18 protein-coding genes are annotated in these 19,236 nt (G+C 64.5%); 11 read left to right on the top strand and 7 right to left on the bottom strand.

From position 1 onward, the window contains the following. The first annotated feature begins 93 nt into the window (after positions 1-93). From EN850_RS08230 to EN850_RS08215, 4 genes are all read left to right on the top strand, one after another. Positions 94-1,098 (top strand): MoxR family ATPase, encoded by a 1,005-nt coding sequence (locus EN850_RS08230; RefSeq protein WP_127280906.1) that lies wholly within the window; start codon positions 94-96, stop codon positions 1,096-1,098. Then, positions 1,098-2,066 carry a DUF58 domain-containing protein gene (locus EN850_RS08225; RefSeq protein WP_135881221.1) on the top strand — a complete coding sequence of 323 codons (969 nt, stop codon included), beginning with the start codon at positions 1,098-1,100 and terminating at the stop codon, positions 2,064-2,066. The genes EN850_RS08230 and EN850_RS08225 overlap by 1 nt, the downstream gene beginning before the upstream one ends. After that, positions 2,063-4,885, top strand: a complete 2,823-nt coding sequence (locus EN850_RS08220; RefSeq protein ID WP_136090970.1) for a DUF4159 domain-containing protein — start codon at positions 2,063-2,065, stop codon at positions 4,883-4,885. The genes EN850_RS08225 and EN850_RS08220 overlap by 4 nt, the downstream gene beginning before the upstream one ends. Before the next feature lie 63 nt (positions 4,886-4,948). After that, positions 4,949-7,021 carry a hypothetical protein gene (locus EN850_RS08215; protein ID WP_136090969.1) on the top strand — a complete coding sequence of 691 codons (2,073 nt, stop codon included), beginning with the start codon at positions 4,949-4,951 and terminating at the stop codon, positions 7,019-7,021. Between the two features lie 174 nt (positions 7,022-7,195). Here the strand turns inward: EN850_RS08215 and clpS are convergent, their stop codons facing one another. The 4 genes from clpS to EN850_RS08195 all read right to left on the bottom strand — a co-directional run bounded on the left by clpS (position 7,196) and on the right by EN850_RS08195 (position 8,753). Further along, positions 7,196-7,501: an ATP-dependent Clp protease adapter ClpS gene (gene clpS, locus EN850_RS08210; RefSeq protein ID WP_127278085.1), complete on the bottom strand. Its 306-nt coding sequence runs from the start codon at positions 7,499-7,501 to the stop codon at positions 7,196-7,198. 129 nt (positions 7,502-7,630) lie between these two features. Beyond that, positions 7,631-7,945 carry a hypothetical protein gene (locus EN850_RS08205; RefSeq protein WP_127278086.1) on the bottom strand — a complete coding sequence of 105 codons (315 nt, stop codon included), beginning with the start codon at positions 7,943-7,945 and terminating at the stop codon, positions 7,631-7,633. 162 nt (positions 7,946-8,107) lie between these two features. Next, complete coding sequence (locus EN850_RS08200) at positions 8,108-8,416, bottom strand: hypothetical protein (RefSeq protein WP_127869778.1); 309 nt, start codon at positions 8,414-8,416, stop codon at positions 8,108-8,110. Positions 8,417-8,453: 37 nt separating this feature from the next. After that, positions 8,454-8,753 carry a hypothetical protein gene (locus tag EN850_RS08195; protein ID WP_127278088.1) on the bottom strand — a complete coding sequence of 100 codons (300 nt, stop codon included), beginning with the start codon at positions 8,751-8,753 and terminating at the stop codon, positions 8,454-8,456. Positions 8,754-9,035: 282 nt separating this feature from the next. Between EN850_RS08195 and EN850_RS08190 the strand changes: the two genes are divergently transcribed. Continuing rightward, positions 9,036-9,752, top strand: coding sequence for a response regulator transcription factor (locus EN850_RS08190; RefSeq protein WP_127278089.1), 717 nt, complete (start codon positions 9,036-9,038; stop codon positions 9,750-9,752). Further along, positions 9,749-11,158 (top strand): ATP-binding protein, encoded by a 1,410-nt coding sequence (locus EN850_RS08185; protein ID WP_135929218.1) that lies wholly within the window; start codon positions 9,749-9,751, stop codon positions 11,156-11,158. The genes EN850_RS08190 and EN850_RS08185 overlap by 4 nt, the downstream gene beginning before the upstream one ends. Positions 11,159-11,175: 17 nt before the next feature. On the opposite strand, the gene choV is transcribed toward EN850_RS08185, so the two are convergent. The 3 genes from choV to EN850_RS08170 form a co-directional block, all read right to left on the bottom strand. Beyond that, positions 11,176-12,357 (bottom strand): choline ABC transporter ATP-binding protein, encoded by a 1,182-nt coding sequence (gene choV / locus EN850_RS08180; RefSeq protein ID WP_127869780.1) that lies wholly within the window; start codon positions 12,355-12,357, stop codon positions 11,176-11,178. Next, positions 12,354-13,208, bottom strand: a complete 855-nt coding sequence (choW, locus tag EN850_RS08175) for a choline ABC transporter permease subunit (RefSeq protein ID WP_135881225.1) — start codon at positions 13,206-13,208, stop codon at positions 12,354-12,356. Before choW ends, choV begins: the two co-directional genes overlap by 4 nt. A gap of 121 nt (positions 13,209-13,329) precedes the next feature. Further along, the gene (locus EN850_RS08170; protein WP_135881226.1) at positions 13,330-14,265 is read right to left on the bottom strand and encodes a choline ABC transporter substrate-binding protein; all 936 of its coding nucleotides are present in this window, start codon (positions 14,263-14,265) and stop codon (positions 13,330-13,332) included. A gap of 404 nt (positions 14,266-14,669) precedes the next feature. Between EN850_RS08170 and EN850_RS08165 the strand changes: the two genes are divergently transcribed. From EN850_RS08165 to EN850_RS08145, 5 genes are all read left to right on the top strand, one after another. Continuing rightward, entirely contained in the window at positions 14,670-15,281 is a 612-nt protein-coding gene (locus EN850_RS08165) for a thymidine kinase (RefSeq protein ID WP_127278094.1), read from the top strand. A gap of 131 nt (positions 15,282-15,412) precedes the next feature. Beyond that, positions 15,413-15,802, top strand: a complete 390-nt coding sequence (locus EN850_RS08160) for a cytochrome c family protein (protein WP_127869783.1) — start codon at positions 15,413-15,415, stop codon at positions 15,800-15,802. A gap of 318 nt (positions 15,803-16,120) precedes the next feature. After that, entirely contained in the window at positions 16,121-17,209 is a 1,089-nt protein-coding gene (locus EN850_RS08155; RefSeq protein ID WP_027143401.1) for a hypothetical protein, read from the top strand. Positions 17,210-17,249: 40 nt separating this feature from the next. Then, complete coding sequence (locus EN850_RS08150; RefSeq protein ID WP_136090968.1) at positions 17,250-18,395, top strand: hypothetical protein; 1,146 nt, start codon at positions 17,250-17,252, stop codon at positions 18,393-18,395. 48 nt (positions 18,396-18,443) lie between these two features. Next, on the top strand, positions 18,444-19,235 hold the full coding sequence (locus tag EN850_RS08145; protein WP_135867503.1) for a Fic family protein: 792 nt from the start codon (positions 18,444-18,446) through the stop codon (positions 19,233-19,235). Position 19,236: the final 1 nt, after the last annotated feature.

Genomic DNA, 19,236 nt, shown 5'->3' with positions numbered 1-19,236 from the left:
GCGCTCCGCGAGGCCGAATCGCGGCAACCTATGGTATGGTGCGGGCCAGTATTTCCAAACCATGGCATTTCCAACCAAAGGGATCGATGCGGCATGAGCGTGATGGTCAAGGAAAGCCCGATTAGCGAAACGGACATGGTCGCCGAGGCCGAGAAGGCGCTTGCAGACATCTCCAGGATCCGCGACGGGGTTGGCCGGGTGATCTTCGGCCAGGAGCACGTCGTCGAGCGCACCCTGGTGGCGCTGCTTGCCGGCGGCCACGCGCTGCTGGTCGGCGTGCCAGGCCTGGCCAAGACCAAGCTGGTCGAGACGCTGGGCATCGTGCTCGGGCTCGATTCACGCCGCATCCAGTTCACGCCCGACCTGATGCCGTCCGACATCCTCGGTTCCGAGGTCATGGAGCAGGATGAGACCGGCAAGCGCTCGTTCCGCTTCATCTCCGGCCCGATTTTCGCCCAGCTGCTGATGGCCGACGAGATCAACCGCGCCTCGCCGCGCACGCAATCGGCGCTGCTGCAGGCGATGCAGGAATATCACGTCACCATCGCCGGCGCGCGCTACGATCTGCCCTCGCCCTTCCATGTGCTGGCGACGCAGAACCCGCTGGAGCAGGAAGGCACCTACCCGTTGCCCGAAGCCCAGCTCGATCGCTTCCTGATGCAGGTCGACATCCTCTATCCAGAAATCGAGGCCGAGCGCCGCATCCTTCTGGAAACCACCGGCGTCGAGGACGCCAAGGCCACCAACGTGCTGCAGCCGGCACGGCTGAAGGAGATCCAGACACTGATCCGCCGCATGCCGGTGCCCGAAAGCGTGGTCGAGGCGATCCTCACCCTGGTGCGCTCGGCGCGTCCGGGCCAAGGCAATGCCGACACCGACAAGCATGTCGCCTGGGGCCCAGGCCCGCGCGCCAGCCAGGCGCTGATGCTGTGCACCAGGGCCCGCGCGCTCTATGACGGACGGCTGGCACCCTCGGTCGACGATGTCAGGGCGCTGGCCGAGCCGGTGCTGCAGCACCGCATGGCGCTGACCTTCGCCGCCCGTGCCGAAGGCACCAGCGTACGCGATGTGGTGGCGAAACTCGTGAAAGGTATTTGATGGCGCGTATCGGCGAGGTCCAGGCTCCGGCAGCGACGCGCGACGCGCTCGCCCGCGGCCGGTTGCGGGCTTCGCTCGTGCCTGACCTGCTGGTCGAGGCGCGCCGCATCGTCAACACCGTGATCGCCGGCTGGCATGGCCGCCGCAAGCGCGGCATCGGCGAGAATTTCTGGCAGTTCCGGCCCTACGTCGAAGGCGATTCCTCGCGCATCGACTGGCGCCGCTCGGCCCGCGACGACCACACCTATGTGCGCGACCGTGAATGGGAAGCCGCCCACACGGTCTGGCTGTGGGCCGATCCCTCGCCGTCCATGCTCTACAAGTCGACCGGCGCCGGCGTTTCCAAGCAATCGCGCGCGCTGGTGCTGACGCTGGCCATGGCCGAGCTTCTGTCGCGCAGCGGCGAGCGCATCGCCTGGCCAGATCTGACCGATCCGTTCACCGCCCGCAACGGCGCCGAACGCATCGCCGCCCAGCTCATGCATGCCGGCGAGCTGCCGGCAAAACCCGATCTCTCCGACATCAGGCGCTTCTGCGACATCGTCATCGCCAGCGATTTCCTCGATCCGGTCGAAGAGACCATGGCCTGGCTGGACGTGCTCGCCCGCCACGGCGTGCGCGCGCATCTGATCGAGGTCGCCGACCCGGCCGAGGAAACCTTCCCTTATGCCGGCCGCACCGAGTTCACCGATCCCGAGACCGGCGACAAGCTGACCGCGGGACGCGCCGAAATGCTGGCCGACGAATACCGCCTGCTCTACACCGCCCGCCGCCAGGAACTGGCCAGTTGGTGCAAGCGGCTCGGCTGGAGCTTTACCGTCAACCACACCGACCGGCTGGCGTCCGACGCGCTGGTGCGCCTGCACATGGCGATGACCGCCGATGGCGGTAAGCCCGGCATTTCCGCCGATGGCGGTAAGCCTGGCATTTCCGCCGATGGCGGTAAGCCTGGGAAGGCTGTCGCATGAGCTGGCTGCCGCTCTCCTTCGGCGCCCCCATGGTGCTGTGGGGCCTGTTGGCGCTGCCGGTGATCTGGTGGCTGCTGCGGCTCACCCCGCCTAAGCCGCAGACCGAGGTCTTTCCGCCGCTGAAGATCCTGGCCCGTGTGCTGAGGCGTGAGGAAACCCCGCAGCGCAGCCCCTGGTGGCTGACGCTGCTCAGGCTGCTGATGGCGGCCCTCGTCGTCGCGGCATTGGCCGAACCGGTCTTCAATCCGCGCGAAAAGCTGCCGGCCGAGGGTGCCGCGCTTGCCCTGGTCATCGACAATGACTGGGCCAGCGCCGCCGACTGGAACAAGCGCGTCGCCACCGCCGAACGGCTGATCAACGACGCCGGCTCGAACGGCGTGCCGGTCGTTATCGCCTTCACCGCCGAAAAGCCCAATGCGGAGATCGGCCCCTTCGATGCCGCCGCCGCACTCGACCGCTTGCGCGCCGCCAAGCCGCGGCCGATCCCGACCGACCGGCCCGCCGTCTATGCCCGCGTCGCCGGCGTGCTGGGGGGCTTGCCCGGCGCCAGCGTCGCCGTGCTCGCCGATGGCCTGGCGGCAAAGGGCGACGAGGCCGCCTTCAACACGCTGTTGTCGAAAAATGCCGCCCGCGTCGTCTGGGCGGTGGCCGACCGGCTTTCCCTGACCGGCCTGACGTCTGCCGAAAACCAGGTCGATGGCTTTGCCCTGACCGCCGTCCGCGCGCCCGGCGATCCCGCCCCGGCTCAGGTCACCGCCGGCGCCTTCGACGACAAGGGCCGCCGCATCGCCGATGCGACCCTGACCTTCGCGCCGGGCGAGGCCGCGGCCACCGGCACCATGGCGGTGCCGTTCGAATTGCGCAACGACTTCGCCTCGATCGCGCTCGATGGCGAGCGGCATGCGGGTGCCGTGCGCGTGCTCGACGAAAGCTCCAAGCGCCGCCGCGTCGGGCTGTTGTCGCAAGCCGAGGCCGACCAGGCGCAGCCGCTTCTGTCGCCGCTCTACTACATCAGGCGCGCGCTGCAGCCCTTCGCCGATCTGGTCGAGCCCTCCAGCGCCGATCTCGCCGACGCCATCCCGCAGATCCTCGACCAGAAGCCGGCGATGATCGTCATGGCCGATATCGGCACCATTCCCGCCCAGGTTCGGCAAAGGCTGGTCGACTGGGTCGACAATGGCGGCACGCTGGTGCGCTTCGCAGGCTCGCGGCTGGCCGCCGCCGGCAATGATGACGATTTGCTGCCGGTCCGCCTGCGCACCGGCGAACGTTCGCTCGGCGGCGCGCTGTCATGGACCTCGCCGCAGCCGGTCACCGAATTTCCCAAGGCCGGCCCGTTCGCCGACCTGGCGCCGCCGACCGAGGTCACGGTGACCAGGCAGGTGCTGGCCGAACCGACACCCGACATCGTCGAGCGCACCTGGGCCGCCCTTGCCGACGGCACGCCGCTGGTCACCGGGCTGAAGAAGGGCAAGGGCACGCTGGTGCTGTTCCACGTCACGCCCGAGGCGACATGGTCGAACCTGCCGATCTCGGGCAGTTTCGTCGAGATGCTGCGCCGCATCGTGCAGCTGTCGCGCAACCAGGGTGCGGCGGTCGCCAATGCCGAAGCCGCCGCCACGTCGCTGGCACCCTATCGCATGATCGCGGCCGACGGCTCGCTGGTGCCGCCGACACCCGATGCACGGCCGCTTGTGCCGGGCGCGGGCACGCTGCCGGTCACCTTCGAGAACCCGCCAGGCCTATATGGTTCGGAGACCGGCGTCTTCGCCCACAATCTGCTCGATGTCGCAAGCACGTTCGAGCCGCTGGCGCGCCCGCAACTGACGGTGCCGGTCACCACCATCCAGTATGCCTTTGACGAATCGCGCAACCTGAAGGGCGCGTTGGTCGCCGCGGCTCTGTTGCTGATGCTGCTCGACACGCTGGCGGTGTTGTGGATGGGCGGCCTGTTTTCGCGCCGGCCGCGCCGCGCCGGTGCCGCGGCAACCGCCGCCGCCGTGCTGATCGCGCTTGGCGCGCTGTTCGGCCACGCCGACCTTGCCCGTGCCGACGACGCCAAGCCGGGTGACCAGGGCGCTATCGAGGCAATTTCGAAAACCCGCATCGCCTATGTGCTGACCGGCGTGCCGGGTGTCGATTCGATCAGCCGCGCCGGGCTCGAGGGCCTGACCCGCTTCCTGATCGAGAAGACGGCGCTCGAACCAGGGGCGCCGGCCGGCGTCGACATTTCGAAGGACGAGCTGTCCTTCTATCCCCTGATCTACTGGCCGATCGACCCGGCGGCACCGATGCCGAGCCAGGCGGCCATCGCCCGCATCGACGCCTATATGCAGCAAGGCGGCACGGTGCTGTTCGACACGCGCGACCAGTTCGCCAACGGCATCGGCGCCGATTCCACCAGCCCGGCGACCGAGCGGCTGCGCGACATTCTCGGCAACCTCAACGTGCCGCCGCTGGAGCCGGTGCCGTCGGACCATGTGCTGACCAAGTCCTTCTTCATCCTGCCCGAATTTCCAGGCCGCTTCGCCGGCAGCCCGCTCTGGGTCGAGGCATCGCTCGATGCCAGCAATGCCGACAACCGGCCGGTACGCACCGGCGACGGCGTGTCGCCGATCATGATCACCGCCAATGATTTCGCCGGCGCCTGGGCAGTCGACGAGAATGGCGACCCGCTCTTGCCGACCGTGCCCGCCGACCCGATGCAGCGGGTCTACGCGCTGCGCGCCGGCGTCAACATCATGATGTACATGCTGACCGGCAATTACAAATCCGACCAGGTGCATGTTCCCATCCTGCTCGAACGTCTGGGGCAGTAGGATGATGCGTTTTCTTGCGCCCCTCACGATGATCGATCCTCCCCCGACGCGGGAGGATAGGGCATGAACTGGTCGATCTCCTTCGAACCGCTTCTATCCTGGCCGCTTTTGGCCCTGGTGCTGGTGCCGTTGGCGCTGCTGGCGCTCGTCGGCCTGTGGTTCCGCCAGCGCGGCGCGGTCCTGCGCTTCGTCGCCCTGTTGGCGCTCGCCGCCGCCCTCTTCAATCCGGTGTTCCTCAATGAGGAACGCGAGCCGCTGAAAAGCGTCGTCGCGCTGATCGTCGACCGCAGCCAGAGCCAGGATATTGGCGACCGCACCAAACAGACCGACGAGGCAATGGCCGGGTTGCAGCAGCGTCTTGGCAGCTTCAAGCAGTTCGACGTCCGCGTCGTCGAGGCCGGCAAGTCCGACGCCGCCGAGGAGCGCACCGAAACACGGCTGTTCGGCGCGCTGGAAGGCGCCTTCCGCGACGTGCCGCCCTCGCGCATCGGCGGCGCCATCATGATCACCGATGGCGAGGTGCATGACACGCCGTCGGGCACGCCCGATTTCAACGCCCCGCTGCACGCCTTGATCACCGGCAACGATCATGAAAAAGATCGCCGCATCCGCTTCGAGAACGCGCCGCGTTTCGGCCTTGTCGGCAAGCCGCTCGACATGAGTTATCGTGTCATCTCGACCGAAAACGAGACCGGACCGGTCGACGTCCGGGTCTCGGTCAATGGCGAGCAGGTTTCGGTCGAGCATGCCACCGTCGGCCAGGCCATGCCGCTGCAGGTGACCATCCCGGGTGCCGGCCGCAACATCATCGAACTGGCCATCGACCGCGAGCCGGGCGAACTGACCGATACCAACAACCGCGCCATCGCGCTGGTCGACGGCATCCGCGAGAACCTGCGCGTGCTGCTGGTTTCGGGCGAACCGCATGCGGGCGAGCGCACCTGGCGCAACCTGCTGAAATCCGACGCCTCGGTCGATCTCGTCCATTTCACCATCCTGCGGCCGCCGGAGAAGCAGGACGGCACGCCGATCAATGAATTGTCGCTGATCGCCTTCCCGACCCGCGAACTGTTCGTCGAGAAGATCAAGGATTTCGACCTCATCATCTTCGACCGCTACCAGCACCGCGACGTGCTGCCGATCCTCTATTACGACTACATCTCCGAATATGTCGAAAAGGGCGGCGCGCTGCTGATCGCCGCTGGTCCCGAATATGCCGGCGAGTCGTCGATCGCCCGCACGCCGCTGATGTCGGCCCTGCCGGCGATGCCGACCGGCGAGGTCGTCGACAAGGCCTTTTATCCCCGCCTCACCGAACTCGGCCAACGTCATCCGGTCACGCGCGGCCTCGACGGGTCGGCCACCGAGCCGCCGCACTGGAGCCGCTGGTTCCGCACCATCGGCGTGCAGAACCCGCAAGGCGAAGTGGTGATGAAGGGCGCCGACAACCGGCCGCTGCTGCTGCTCGACCGCAAGGGCGAAGGCCGCGTCGGCATGCTTCTGTCCGACCAGGGCTGGCTGTGGGCGCGCGGCTTCGAGGGCGGCGGCCCGCATGTCCAGCTCTACCGGCGCATCGCCCACTGGCTGATGAAGGAGCCGGAGCTCGAGGAAGAACGCCTGACCGCCGAGGGACGCGGCATGGTGCTGGAGATCCGCCGCCAGACCATGGCCGACGATCCCGGCCCCGCGCAGATCATCACCCCCTCCGGCAAGACGCTCACCGTCAAGCTCGACAAATCCGAACCCGGCGTCTTTCTCGGCAGCGTTCAGACCAGCGAGATCGGCCTCTTCCAGGTCGCCAATGGCGATCTCACCGCGCTCGCCCATGTCGGCCCGGTCAACGCACCCGAATTCGCCGACGTCGTCTCCACGCAGGAGCGGCTGAAGGCGCCGGCGGACGCCACCGGCGGCAGTGTGCGCCGGCTGGCCTCGTCCACGGGCAGCGACGTGACGCTGCCATCCATCGTGCCGGTGCGTTCGGCCGGCGAAGCGTCGGGCAGCGACTGGATCGGCCTGCGCACCACCGACGACAGCGTGTTGAAGGCCGTGTCGCGCGTACCGCTGTTCGGCGGCTTCCTTGGCCTCGGCCTGCTGCTTCTGGCGATGGGCTCGATGTGGTACCGCGAGGGAAGGTAGCGGAGCGCTCTTCCCTTCTCCCCTTGTGGGAGAAGGTGGCCTCGCGAAGCGAGGTCGGATGAGGGGTGCTCCAGCTTGGCGCCGACGACACACCGGCACCCACCCCTCAACCGTCTCGGCGCTGCGCGCCGATCCACCTTCTCCCACAAGGGGAGAAGGAAAAAGCGCCCTCCCCTACTCCTCCGGTTCCGTCGTGAACAGCAGCGGATAACCCTTCGCCTTGCCGGCGTCGGTGGCTCTCGTCGCCTTGGTCTCGGCGACATCCCTGGTGAAGACCGCGACCACGCAGACGCCGTGCCGGTGCGCGGTGATCATGACCCGGTGCGCCTGGTCCTCACTGAGCTTGAACTCGCCCTTCAGCACCGTCACCACGAATTCGCGCGGCGTGAAATCGTCGTTGACGAGGATGACCTTGTAGAGCTTCGGCCGCTCTGTCTGCGGCTTGACCTTTACGCGCGGTTTTGTGGCGATTTCAGGCATTCGAACCGACTGTTTCGCGATCGAGCTTAAGTCCGCATTTTGCCACGGGCGGCAGCGATCGTCCATTTGCGGACCGTCGGCGGGCACGCCCGGTCCTTCACGATCATGTGGGAAATGGTCTTTCGCGGTTCAACGGCCCTGACGGCCGAAGATGCGGCGACTTGCATCGGCATCCGCCCGGCGTTCCAGCCATGCCGCGATCGGCCATCCGGCAACGCAGATCAGTGTCGCGCCGGCGAGCACGATCAAGAGCCAGGCCTGCACGGGCGTGATGTAATCCCAATTGCTGGAAATCGCCGGCGCGAACAGCGAGGGCTCGGTGCGCCCGCTTGCCGGATCCGGCACGGGGCTGGCGGTGAGCAGAATCAGCACCCTGGCGGCGCCGGTGGCAACCAGGCCGCCGATCACCATGGAGCGAAAAATGGACGAAGGCCGCTTCTTCATGCGGATTGTCCTACAGGGCCGGCATTGCAAACGGGTTAAGCACGATCGAGATGCGTGGCTGGAAGCCGCCGGTGTTCAGCTCATCGATCATGCACTTGGCAGAAGGCCGCCCCAGCCGGTTTGCGGCTGGAGCGGCCTTGCTAGAACTGACCTCGAAGCTGATCAGGGCTTCTTGGGAGCAGCCTTCGCGGGGGCCGCCGTCGCGGGAGCCATCTTCGCGGGGGCCGCCTTCGCGGGGGCCTTCTTGACCGGGCACTTGTGCTTCTTGGTCTCCTTGCAGACGGTCTTCTTGGCGACCTTCTTCGGAGCAGCCTTGGCCGGAGCGGTGGTCGTCGCGGCAGCAGCCGGAGCGGTGGTCGTGGCGGCGGCAGCCGGGGCAGCGGTCGTGGTGGCGGCTGCATAGCCGAGAACCGGCATCGAGAAGGCGAGAGCGACGGAGAGACCAAGGGCGGACAGGATGGACTTGTTCATGGCTTCATTTCCTTTTGTATGCGGGTCTTTTTGAGTGTCACTGGACCGGGTCGTTCGGTGTCACTCCAAGCAGCTTCAGAGCATTGGCGAGCATCCGGATGCCCTGCGCCTGTTTCTTGGCGGCACAGTACCGGTTGCCCTTCCTCTGAAGTGCCTTTGCCGCGGTGACCTGCGTTGCCGTGGCATGGGTTTCGAGGGCTTCATCAAATTGGTGGCTGAGATTGGCGCACCGTTCGCTCCGGGTGAGCGGCGCCTTTGCATCCGATTGGCCGACAGCGGCAGTGAGCAGGCCAAGGCCCAGCAAAACTCCCAACAAACTGATCGACAATCTTGGCATTGGTTTATCCGTGAACCCGGAGACTAGCGTCGCAGCCGATGACCTGACCGCCACGGCACCTTTATGCCGACCTACCTTTTCAGGAGTTTTTCCCAATTGTAGAATTTTGTTTCTGGATTGTGTCTGGCCAGGCCGGGGCCAGGCCGGCCGTCGCTTTCCATGTGGAGAAGGCGGAATTCATTCTCCCTTGAAAAGCAAGGCACTGGCCAACATATGGCCCGAATTCTATCGTGTGGCTCACCAGCCAAGAATGGCTTGGCCGGCAAACCAGACAGGGCAGCTGTGAAATCCGATGCGCACATACTGATCGTCGACGACGACAAGGGCATCCGCGACCTGCTTCAGGAGTTCTTCCAGAAGCGGGGCCTGCACACCTCGGTTGCCGCCGACGGCAACGAGATGGAAGCCATCCTGCGCCGCTCGCAGGTGGACCTCATCGTGCTCGACGTGATGCTGCCCGGCAGGAGCGGGCTGGAACTGTGCCGCGACCTGCGCGCCCAGTATACGACGCCTATCATCATGCTGACCGCCGTCACCGAGACAACGGACCGTGTCGTCGGCCTCGAGATGGGCGCCGACGACTATGTGCCCAAACCCTTCGACCCGCGCGAGTTGCTGGCCCGCATCCGCGCCGTGCTGCGGCGCAATGGCGCCACAGAGCCCAAGCGCGCCACCAGCAAGCAGATTTACCATTTCGCCGGCTGGACGATGGACTGCTCGCGGCGCCGGTTGACCGCGCCCGACGATGTCAGGGTCGAACTGACCATGGCCGAGTTCAACCTCCTGCACACCTTCGTCAAGAGTGCCCAGCGCGTGCTGACCCGCGACCAGCTCATCGAACTGTCCGGCGGCGACAGCGACTATTCCTTCGACCGCAGTATCGACATCCTGGTCAGCCGGTTGCGGCGCAAGATGGAAGATGATCCCAAGACGCCCAAACTGATCCTCACCGTGCGCAGCGGCGGCTACCAGTTCCTGCCCGAGACGACCTCCGAATGAGACGTTTCCTGCCGCAGACCTTGCCTGTCTGGGTGCTGCTGATCGTCATTGCCGGCCTGCTGATCAGCCAGGTCGCGACGCTCTACATCGTGTCGCGCGACCGCGCTGCTGCCAATGACGTGGTCGACCTCTACCGCCTCAACGACCGCGCCTTCTCGCTCGTGCAGCTGATGAGTGGCGCCACGCCGGAGGAGCGCAAGGCGACCGCCGCGGGCCTGTTCAACTCAACATACGCGCTCACCGTCTCGGACACGCCCGCCGTCACCTCCTCGATCGCCGGCGATGACGAACTGGCCGAGCTCGAGGACATTCTTGTCGGCCGGCTGTCGAAGTTCGGCATCACCGACGCGCGCGTGCGCCGCGATCCGGCGACGCGCGAAGCCGACGATGCCGGCGGCGCCGCGCCGGGCCCCGATATCGGCCAGGTCGAGCGGGACCTCCTGGTGCTGGCCGCCGATTTCGCCCAGAGCGACAAGCTGACGGCCTCGCTGCGCTTCGCCGACGGCCAGTGGCTGAACTTCACCGAACCCATCACGCCCGTCGGCCCGATCCTGAGCATCGACAGCCTGCCGCTCTATGCGCTGATCGCCGGGCTGGTGGTGATCATGTCGATCTGGTCGCTGCGCCGGCTGACCGCGCCCTACCGGATGATGGAAACCGCCGTCAACCGGATCGGCAATGACCTCAAGAGCCCGCCGGTCACCGAGAGCGGCAGCCGTGAGGTGCGCGCGGCCGCCAGGGCGATCAACGCCATGCAGACGAGACTGCGCGAATATGTCGAGGACCGCGAGCACCTCGCGGCGGCCCTTGCGCACGACCTGCGCACGCCGATGACAAGGATGCGGCTGCGTCTGGAACTGTTGCGCAGATCACCGGCGCGCGAAGCGCTCGCGCACGATCTCGCCGACATCGAAGGCATCGCGAGCTCGGTGATAGACTTCGCCAAATTCGAGGTCACGGAAGAGAAGGCCGAGAGGATCGATTTCTGGTCGCTCGTGGAATCGATCGCCGACAGCTACGAGACCGTTTCCTTCGACAATGACGACACCCGCTCACGCGGCCTGATCTGCATGGCGCGGCCGGTGGCGCTTAAGCGCTGCGTTACCAATCTTGTGCAGAACGCCGTCACCTACGGCAAGCATGCGCATCTCAGCCTCAGCCGCTCGGACGGCACGATCACGCTCGCCATCCGCGACGAAGGGCCGGGCATACCCCAAGCCCAGATCGACGCCGTGTTCGGCTCCTTCGTGCGCCTCGAACACTCCCGCAACCGCCAGACCGGCGGGCTCGGGCTTGGGCTGACCATCGCCCGCAACATCGCGCGGGCGGCGGGCGGCGAAGTGCGCCTGTCCAACCACCCGCAAGGTGGGTTGCTGACGGAGCTGAGGCTGCCGCTGGCGGCTTGAGCCTTCGCTTGGGGCCTCTACCGCCGCAGCACCGCGCTCAGCACATCCCTGATGCCGATGGCGCCGACGAAGCGGGACTGGTCGTCGAACAACGCCACCGGCGCCGTCTGCGAGCGGTGCATGGCCAGCATCACGGTTTTCAGCGACGTGCCCGGATTGGCCCAGAACACCTGACCTGCTTCTTCGGGCTGGCCCTCTATCCCGGTGCACGACGTCCACACCGCCGGCTTGCCGTCGCGTTCGGCCGCCGCCACCAGCCCGTGCTCGTCGATCTTGAAACGGGTCGTCTTGCGTCGGTCGAGCCACACCCAGCCGTCCGTGCCCTGTTCGAGATCGCGGCGGTCGCGCATCACGTTCCATGCGGTCAACACCGAGAGCGGGTTCACATTGGCGATGAAGTCGCGGACATAGTCGTTGGCGGGGCGCAGCACGATGTCTTCCGGCGCGCCCGTCTGGACGATACGGCCGCCCTCCATGATGGTGATGTGGCTGCCGATCTTCAGGGCCTCCTCGAGGTCGTGGCTGACGAAGATGATGGTCTTCTTCAGCTCCGCCTGCAGTTGCAGAAGCTCGTCCTGCAGCTTGGTGCGGATCAGCGGGTCGAGAGCCGAGAACGGCTCGTCCATCAACAGGATAGGCGCCTCGGTCGCGAAGGCGCGCGCCAGACCGACGCGCTGCTGCATGCCGCCCGAAAGCTCATGGGCGTATTTGTTCGACCATTGATCGAGGTTGACCAGCTTGAGCTGGCGATGCACCCGCTCCTTGCGCTCGGCATCCGGCACGCCGGCGAGTTCGAGACCGAGGCCGACATTCTCTTCCACCGTGCGCCATGGCAGGAGGCCGAACTGCTGGAACACCATCGCCACCTGTTTCTGTCGCAGCCGCCGCAAGGTCGGCTCGTCGCAGGTGACGACGTCGACCGTGCGGTCGCCGTCCTTGACCAGCACTTGTCCGCGCGACACCACGTTGAGCCGGTTGACCGCGCGAAGCAGCGTCGACTTGCCGGAGCCCGACAGGCCCATCAGCACCGAGATTTCGCCTTCATGCACGGTGAGGCTGGCGCCGGCGCAGCCGAGCACATTGCCGGTCTTCTCGAGGATCTCGGCCCGGGTAGCGCCCTTGTCGATCATCGCCAGCGAGCCGGCCTGGTCGGCGCCGAAGACGATATCGACATTCCTGAAATCGACGGCGACGGTCATTTCTTGCCTCCAACGCCAATGCGGGTCATCCGGTCGAGCACGATGGCGAGCACGACGATGGCGAGACCGGCCTCAAGGCCAAGGTCGATGCGGCGCGAACCGAGCGCCCGGTTGATTTCCGTGCCGAGGCCACCGGCGCCGATCAGGGCCGCGAACACCACCATCGACAGCGACAGCATGATCGACTGCGTCAGGCCCGCCATGATGGTGGGCAGTGCGGAGGGCAGCTCGACCTTCCACAACAGCTGGCTCTTGGTGGCGCCGAAGGCCTCGCCGGCCTCGATGATCGACTTCGGCACCGAAACGACGCCCAGATGAGTGAGCCTGACCGCTGTCGGGATGACGAAAATGATGGTGACGATCAGGCCGGGCGCGTTGCCAAGGCCGAACAGCGTCAGCACCGGGATCAGGTAGACGAAGGTCGGCAGTGTCTGCATCAGGTCGAGCACCGGCAGCATGACGCGGTAGACCTTCGGCTTGTGCGCCGCCCAGATGCCGAGCGGCACGCCGATGGCCATCGCCATGGCGGCGGCGGCCACGACCAGCACCAGCGTCTGCACCGTCTGTTTCCAGAGATTCTGGTTGATGATGAAGATCAGGCCGAGGAAAACGCCGATGGCGAGCGGCCGTGAGCGCTGCAGCAGCCAGGCGACGATGGCGATCACCAAAGCGAGCAGCACCGGCGGCACCATCAGCAGGATGTTGACCAGCCCGTCGAGGATGAAATTCAGGCCATTCGAGAACGCCCTGAACACAGTGTCGAAATGGTCGGTGAGGAACCCGAAGAAAGCCTTGCCCCAGGGCCCGATGGGAATCTTGTAATCGATCAGGAATTTGGAAATCGGATCCATCTTGCCCCTCTTTGGCCTGCGCCGTCCTTGCCGGACGGTCATCTTCTCACAGCATATGAAAAAGGGCAGCCTTTTCCAGTGGCTGCCCTGTTTTTGAGGTCATGCCGAAATCAAAGCCGGCTTAGCCTCCGAGCGCGGTCTTGACCGCCGCCGCCGCGTCGCCGCCGTCGAAGGTGGTCACGCCGGCGATCCAGGGCTTGATCGCATCCGGGTTTTTCTTCAGCCAGTCGGTTGCCACCTTGTTGGCATCGCTGCCCTTCAGGATGGCGTCCATCATCTGGCCTTCCATATCCAGATTGAACTTCAGGTTGGTGATGAACTTGCCGACGTTCGGGCACTCGGTCGTGTAGCCCTTGCGCACGTTGGTCGAGACGGTGGCGGCGCCGAAACCGCTGTCGCCCATGCCGTCGAGATAGGTGATCTTCATGGCGCCCATCACAGGATGCGGCGTCCAGCCGAGGAAGGCGATCCACTCATTGTTCTTCATCGACTGCTCGGCCTGCGTCAGCATGCCGGCCTCCGAGGATTCGACCAGTTCGAACCCGTCGAGATTGTCCTTCGGGTTCTTGATCATGTCGAGGATGATGCGATTACCGTCATTGCCGGCCTCGATGCCGTAGATCTTGCCGTTGAACTTGTCCTTGAACTTGCCGAGATCGGTTAGCGTCTTGACGCCGGCATCCGCGACATAGGTCGGCACGACGATGCCGTAACCGGCGCCGGCCAGGTTCTGGCTGACGGTCTCGACCGAACCGTCGGCCGTGTAGTCCTTGATGTCGTTGGTCATCGACGGCATCCAGTTGCCGAGGAAGACGTCGAGGTCCTTGTTCTTCAGCGACGCATAGGTCACCGGAACCGAGAGCTGGATCACCTGCGGCTCGTAGCCGAGCGCGGTGAGCAGCACCGAGGCCAGCCCGGTGGTGGCCTGGATGTCGGTCCAGCCGACATCGGAGAGGCGAACCGCCTTGCAGCTCGCCGGATCGCCGGCGAAGGCGGCACTCGTGGACAGGAAGGCCGCCAAGCCGAGGCCGGCGACGAAGGAATTCATACGCGACATCTGTATTCTCCCATTGCGATTCTTTGGCGGGGCGAAGTTACGGTTTTTGTGTCCGCCTTGTTTCGTCAGCCAAACACCATTCTGGAGTGGTTTCAAGCGCTAAGACAATCACGATCAACGGCGCTGGCTGGCCAATCAGCGACACCGCTGACGCTTTCCGTGCCAAGCCTGAGCGCAATCTGCCTCGGCAACGGCGGCTTTTTCAGGGGAATGCGGCGGCGGCCCCTCCCCGCGCGGCGGCAAGTCGGCTTAAGGTCTGTTTGGATTCAGGTCAGGCCGCGCCGAAAATGGTGGGCTCCGAGAACCGGAGCGGAGCGTACTTTGAGTACGCGAGCACCGGAAGCGGAGGAACCGCCTTTTGCAGGCCGGCCTCACCTGAATATGAACAGACCTTAAAGGGCGGCATGGCCAAGCTGTATTTCCATTACGCGACGATGAACGCCGGCAAGACGACCATGCTGTTGCAGGCATCGTACAATTACCGCGAGCGCGGCATGACGACGATGCTGTTCGTCGCCGGCCATTACCGCAAGGGCGATACCGGCCTGATCTCGTCGCGCATCGGGCTGGAGACGGAAGCCGAGATGTTCCGCGACGGCGACGACCTGTTCGCCCGCGTGGCCGAGCATCACCAGCACACGGCGGTGCATTGCATCTTCGTCGATGAGGCGCAGTTCCTGGAGGAGGAGCAGGTCTGGCAGCTTGCCCGCATCGCCGACCGGCTCAACATCCCGGTCATGTGCTATGGCCTGCGCACCGATTTCCAGGGCAAGCTGTTTCCCGGCTCGCGCGCGCTGCTGGCGATCGCCGACGATCTGCGCGAAGTGCGCACCATCTGCCGCTGCGGCCGCAAGGCGACCATGGTCGTGCGCCTCGGTCCCGACGGCAAGGTGGCCCGGCAGGGCGAACAGGTGGCGATCGGCAAGGATGTCTATGTCTCGCTCTGCCGCCGCCACTGGGAAGAGGAAATGGGCCGCGCCGCACCCGACGACTTCATCGGCTTTGTCAGCGGTTGAAACGAAGGCCCGCTGGACGTCGGCCTCGGGTAGCCGGCTGCCACCTCTTGCAGCCACGCCATTCTATGGTGCCTTTGTTAAGGTCAGCGCCGTATTTTCACGCGCTCAGCCAGAACTCTCCGGGGTCAGCTATGCTTCGAGCCGTCTTGTCCGCCAGCCTTCTTTTGCTTGCCACTTCCCTTGCCGCCCGGGCCGGAGGCGATCCCATCCTGGGCAAACATGTCTTCAATCGGTGCATGGCCTGTCATGAGGCGGCGACCGACCACGACAAGGTCGGCCCGCATCTGATGGGCGTCGTCGGCCGCAAGGCGGGGACCGCCGAAAGCTTCCTCGGCCATTATTCGGATGCCATGAAGAACGCGGGGGCTGCCGGTCTCGTGTGGGACGAGGCAAATCTTGCCGAATACCTCAAATCGCCCAAGCTGAAGGTGCCCGGCAACAGGATGGCCTTTGGCGGCCTGGGCAATGACGACGACATCGCCAACGTCATCGCTTATCTGAAAGCCGATCCCAAGCCCTGAGCAGCCGTTCGTTGTCGGACGGGGCGACTTGTGCGCGCCGGGTCGGGGCTGCAAAGCGCCAGTTGTTGTCGAGTTTCAGAACGATCCGCTTCGGCGTCGACTGATTGCTTTGCCGGCATGAAAGTTCAAAATCAGCTGAACCAGGCTTGGCCGGCCAGTTGATCCCGCCATGACCACGGCTCCATTACCATTCAAGGGTTCGGCCGAATATTTGTTTTCGCGCCGCGCACTCTCTTCACGTCTTTCAATCCCCTGATACCCCACATATATTCGCCGCTGTTCGCAACCAGCGAGCGGAAGCCGAAGCGGGAGGCCCCTATGGCGACATTGCAGAATTTCGATGCCGAAATTGCCAAGACCAAGCAGGTCGTCCAGGATATGCGCACCAAGATCGAGCAATCCGGCACCGTGCTCGACACGCTCGCAACCGCCGACAAGAAGATTGGCGACGCCAATTTCGACATCGAGAACGCCCGCATCGAGGATGTGCTGAAGCAGCAGAAGGTGATGGAAGGCAACATCGCCGACCTGATCATCGGGCTCGAGGACGCCACCAATGTCTTCGGCGCCGAGTTCGAGAGCATGAAGAACTATACCGGCTGGGAAAACTTCGTCGGCGTTTTTTCGGCACAGCGCAAGCAGCGCATGCGCACCGACCGCGTGCGCAACATGTCGCTCGCCGGCAATTTGCAGGAACTGCTGGCCAAGTCCGACACCATCGTCGGCATATTGAAGGCGCAGAAGGAAGTTCTCGACCAGCGCTACAAGACCTCCGAGGCCAGCCTGTCGCAGGTTATCGAACGCCGCAAGACCACCATGACCAACCTCGAAGCCGTGCAGAAGCGCATCGAGGAGCTCAATCCGATGTTGCTCGACATTGAGAACAAGATCGCCGCCTCGACCAGCCAGAAGGACCGCACGCAGCTCGAGGGCGAGCGCTCCAAGCTCGCCACCGAATACAATGAAAAGCAGGCCAAGGAGCAGGAGCTGCTGGCCGAAAGCCAGACGCTGGAGCGCTACACCTCCATGTTCCAGACCTTTGTCGATTCGCTCAACAACCAGATCGCCGCGCAGTCGACGCTGATCAACAAGCTGACCATCGATACCGAGCAGCGCATCGTGCTGTACAAGGCTTTGGAAGATTCCTTGAAGACCGCCGCCCAGCAGGACGTCGCCCACAAGATCAACACGCTGGGCAGCCAGGTCGACAACACCGCCGAGGAAACCATGGCCGGCATCGGCGCCGCCTCGCAGAAGCACATTGGTGACCTGCTGGAGATGCACGAGAAGAACATGGTGGCCAGCGCCGACATCCAGCGCCGCAAGAAGCTGGCCGACGATGCCTTCGCCCGCCGCTTCGACGAGGTGCTGAAGAAGCACAATTCGGCCAACTACGTGCAGTCATAATTGCCGCGCGCACCGGTGCGACAATCCCAGGGCTGACAGCATGACCCCCGAAAACGACGCTGCGGCGCGGTATTTCTCGGCAATCACGGCCGCGCTTAGCGGCCTTGAAGTGTTCATGCGCGACGACCGCTCGCCGCTCTACCGGCACGGCATCGTCGCCAGGATCGTTGCCGAATACATCGCCCGGCTCGACAAGTCCTTCTCCTGCTGGCGCAATCGCCTGGGCTTCATGGACACGTTCCGCATTTCGCGCGCCGAAAGCGGTTTCCCGGTGTTCCAGAACCTGCTCGAACTGGAGAACGACCGCCGGCAGGCTGATGCACGCCTTGCCAACATCCCGCTGGCCGGCGAACTGCGCGAGGAGATGGCCGACTTCATCCTGCGCCACAAGGCGTTCCCCGAGGCGCTGCAGAAAACGATGGCCGAGCGGCTCTATCTCGAGGACGTCAAGAGCGAACAGACCTTCGGTCCGTTCACGCTGGCGCAGACAGCCAAGGTGTCGGTCAATCCGAAGACGGCGCGGCCTTATTATCTGGTCCACTGGGCGACCTTCGACGGCAGCGCCAACTTGCCCTTGATCTACATGGTGACGGTGGAGGATTCCTCGGAAAGCATGGTCAGCCAGCTTGTCGACCGGAGCGGCAAGCTCAACGACAAGGTCGACATTCCGCTGCCGGTCGACGGCTTGCTCAACCCCGGGCTTGCCCACCGCTTCGACGATTTCACCGAGAAGAATTCGGCCTATACGCTGTCGCCGGCGACCATCGCGGTCAACCTCGACAAGGATTTCGAGCCACTGCACCCCAAGCAGCTGAGGCGCGTGGTGCTCGGTCCCTTCTATTCGGCGGGCATTACCGACAACAATTCGACGGTGACGGAAGTGCTGGCCAAGGTGCGCAAGCCGGAAAACGCCTGGCTTTTGACCTGGACCATCCAGGAGGTCTACTCCAAGGGCGAGAAGCCCGGCCGCAGGGGCCTATTCTCCAGCGAGAAGACGACGCAGGAATTCTTCATCAACACCGACGACCTGGAGGCCGCGCGCCAAGGCGTATCGAGCTACGAAAACCACGCGCTGATCCCGCACGAGGCCTACCAGGCGCTCTACGCCGCCGGCGAAGCACAGAAGATTTTTGCCGGCTACAAGGTTCACATCCTGTCGAATGGACAGGTGATATCGGATGTCTAGGAACCTGCTTTGCGTCATTGAAAACCACACAGCACCGAGGCGCCAGCAATGACCGCCGCAGCTAAAATATCCGGCAAGAAGCGGCAGCTCGATGCGCTCAAGAGGAGAGTTCGGCCCGGCGCCCTGGAAGGCTTGGAACGCAGCCAGCGTATCGACATAACGTACACGTCGAACGCGATCGAGGGAAATACACTGACGGCGGGCGAGACAGCCCTCGTTCTGGAAAAAGGCATCACGATCAGTGGCAAGCCGCTCAAGGATCACCTCGAGGCAATCGACCACGCGCGCGCATTGAGTTGGGTACTCGAAATCGCTTCAAAGGACGACCATCCGATCATGGAGGCGGACATCCGCAATCTTCATCATCTGGTCGTGGCGAATTCCAAGCCGGAGATAGCCGGCCAATACGCCGACAGCGCTCGTTACGTGAATACGAATGTCGGCGTATTCAATTTTCCCGCCCCCGTGGAGATTCCAGCGCTGATGGAGGTTTTTTGCCGGTGGTTGAGCGCAGCGCCAAGCACACCACGAACTGCCTTCGAGGCTCATCGGCGCTTTGTCGCCATTCACCCGTTCAACGACGGCAACGGACGTACAGCGCGCCTTTTGATGAATCTGGTGTTGGCACGCGGTGGATACCCGCCGGTAGCGATCCGCCCGGAAGATCGCCCCGATTACATTGCAGCGCTTGAGATCGACCAGAGCGGCGGCGGGCACATTGCTTTCGACAAGCTGCTTTTCGAAAGGCTGGATCAGACTTTGGACATCTATCTGGACGCAGCGCGTCAGGCGCAGGATCGTTCTGCGGAAGCCGGGAAAGTAATCCCGATAAGGAGCTGAC

Origin of the sequence: Mesorhizobium sp. M8A.F.Ca.ET.207.01.1.1 (genome assembly GCF_004794715.1) — a bacterium.
GTDB lineage: Bacteria > Pseudomonadota > Alphaproteobacteria > Rhizobiales > Rhizobiaceae > Mesorhizobium.
The sequence above is the reverse complement of the archived record's forward strand: the minus strand, read 5'-3'. Positions and strand labels throughout refer to the sequence as shown.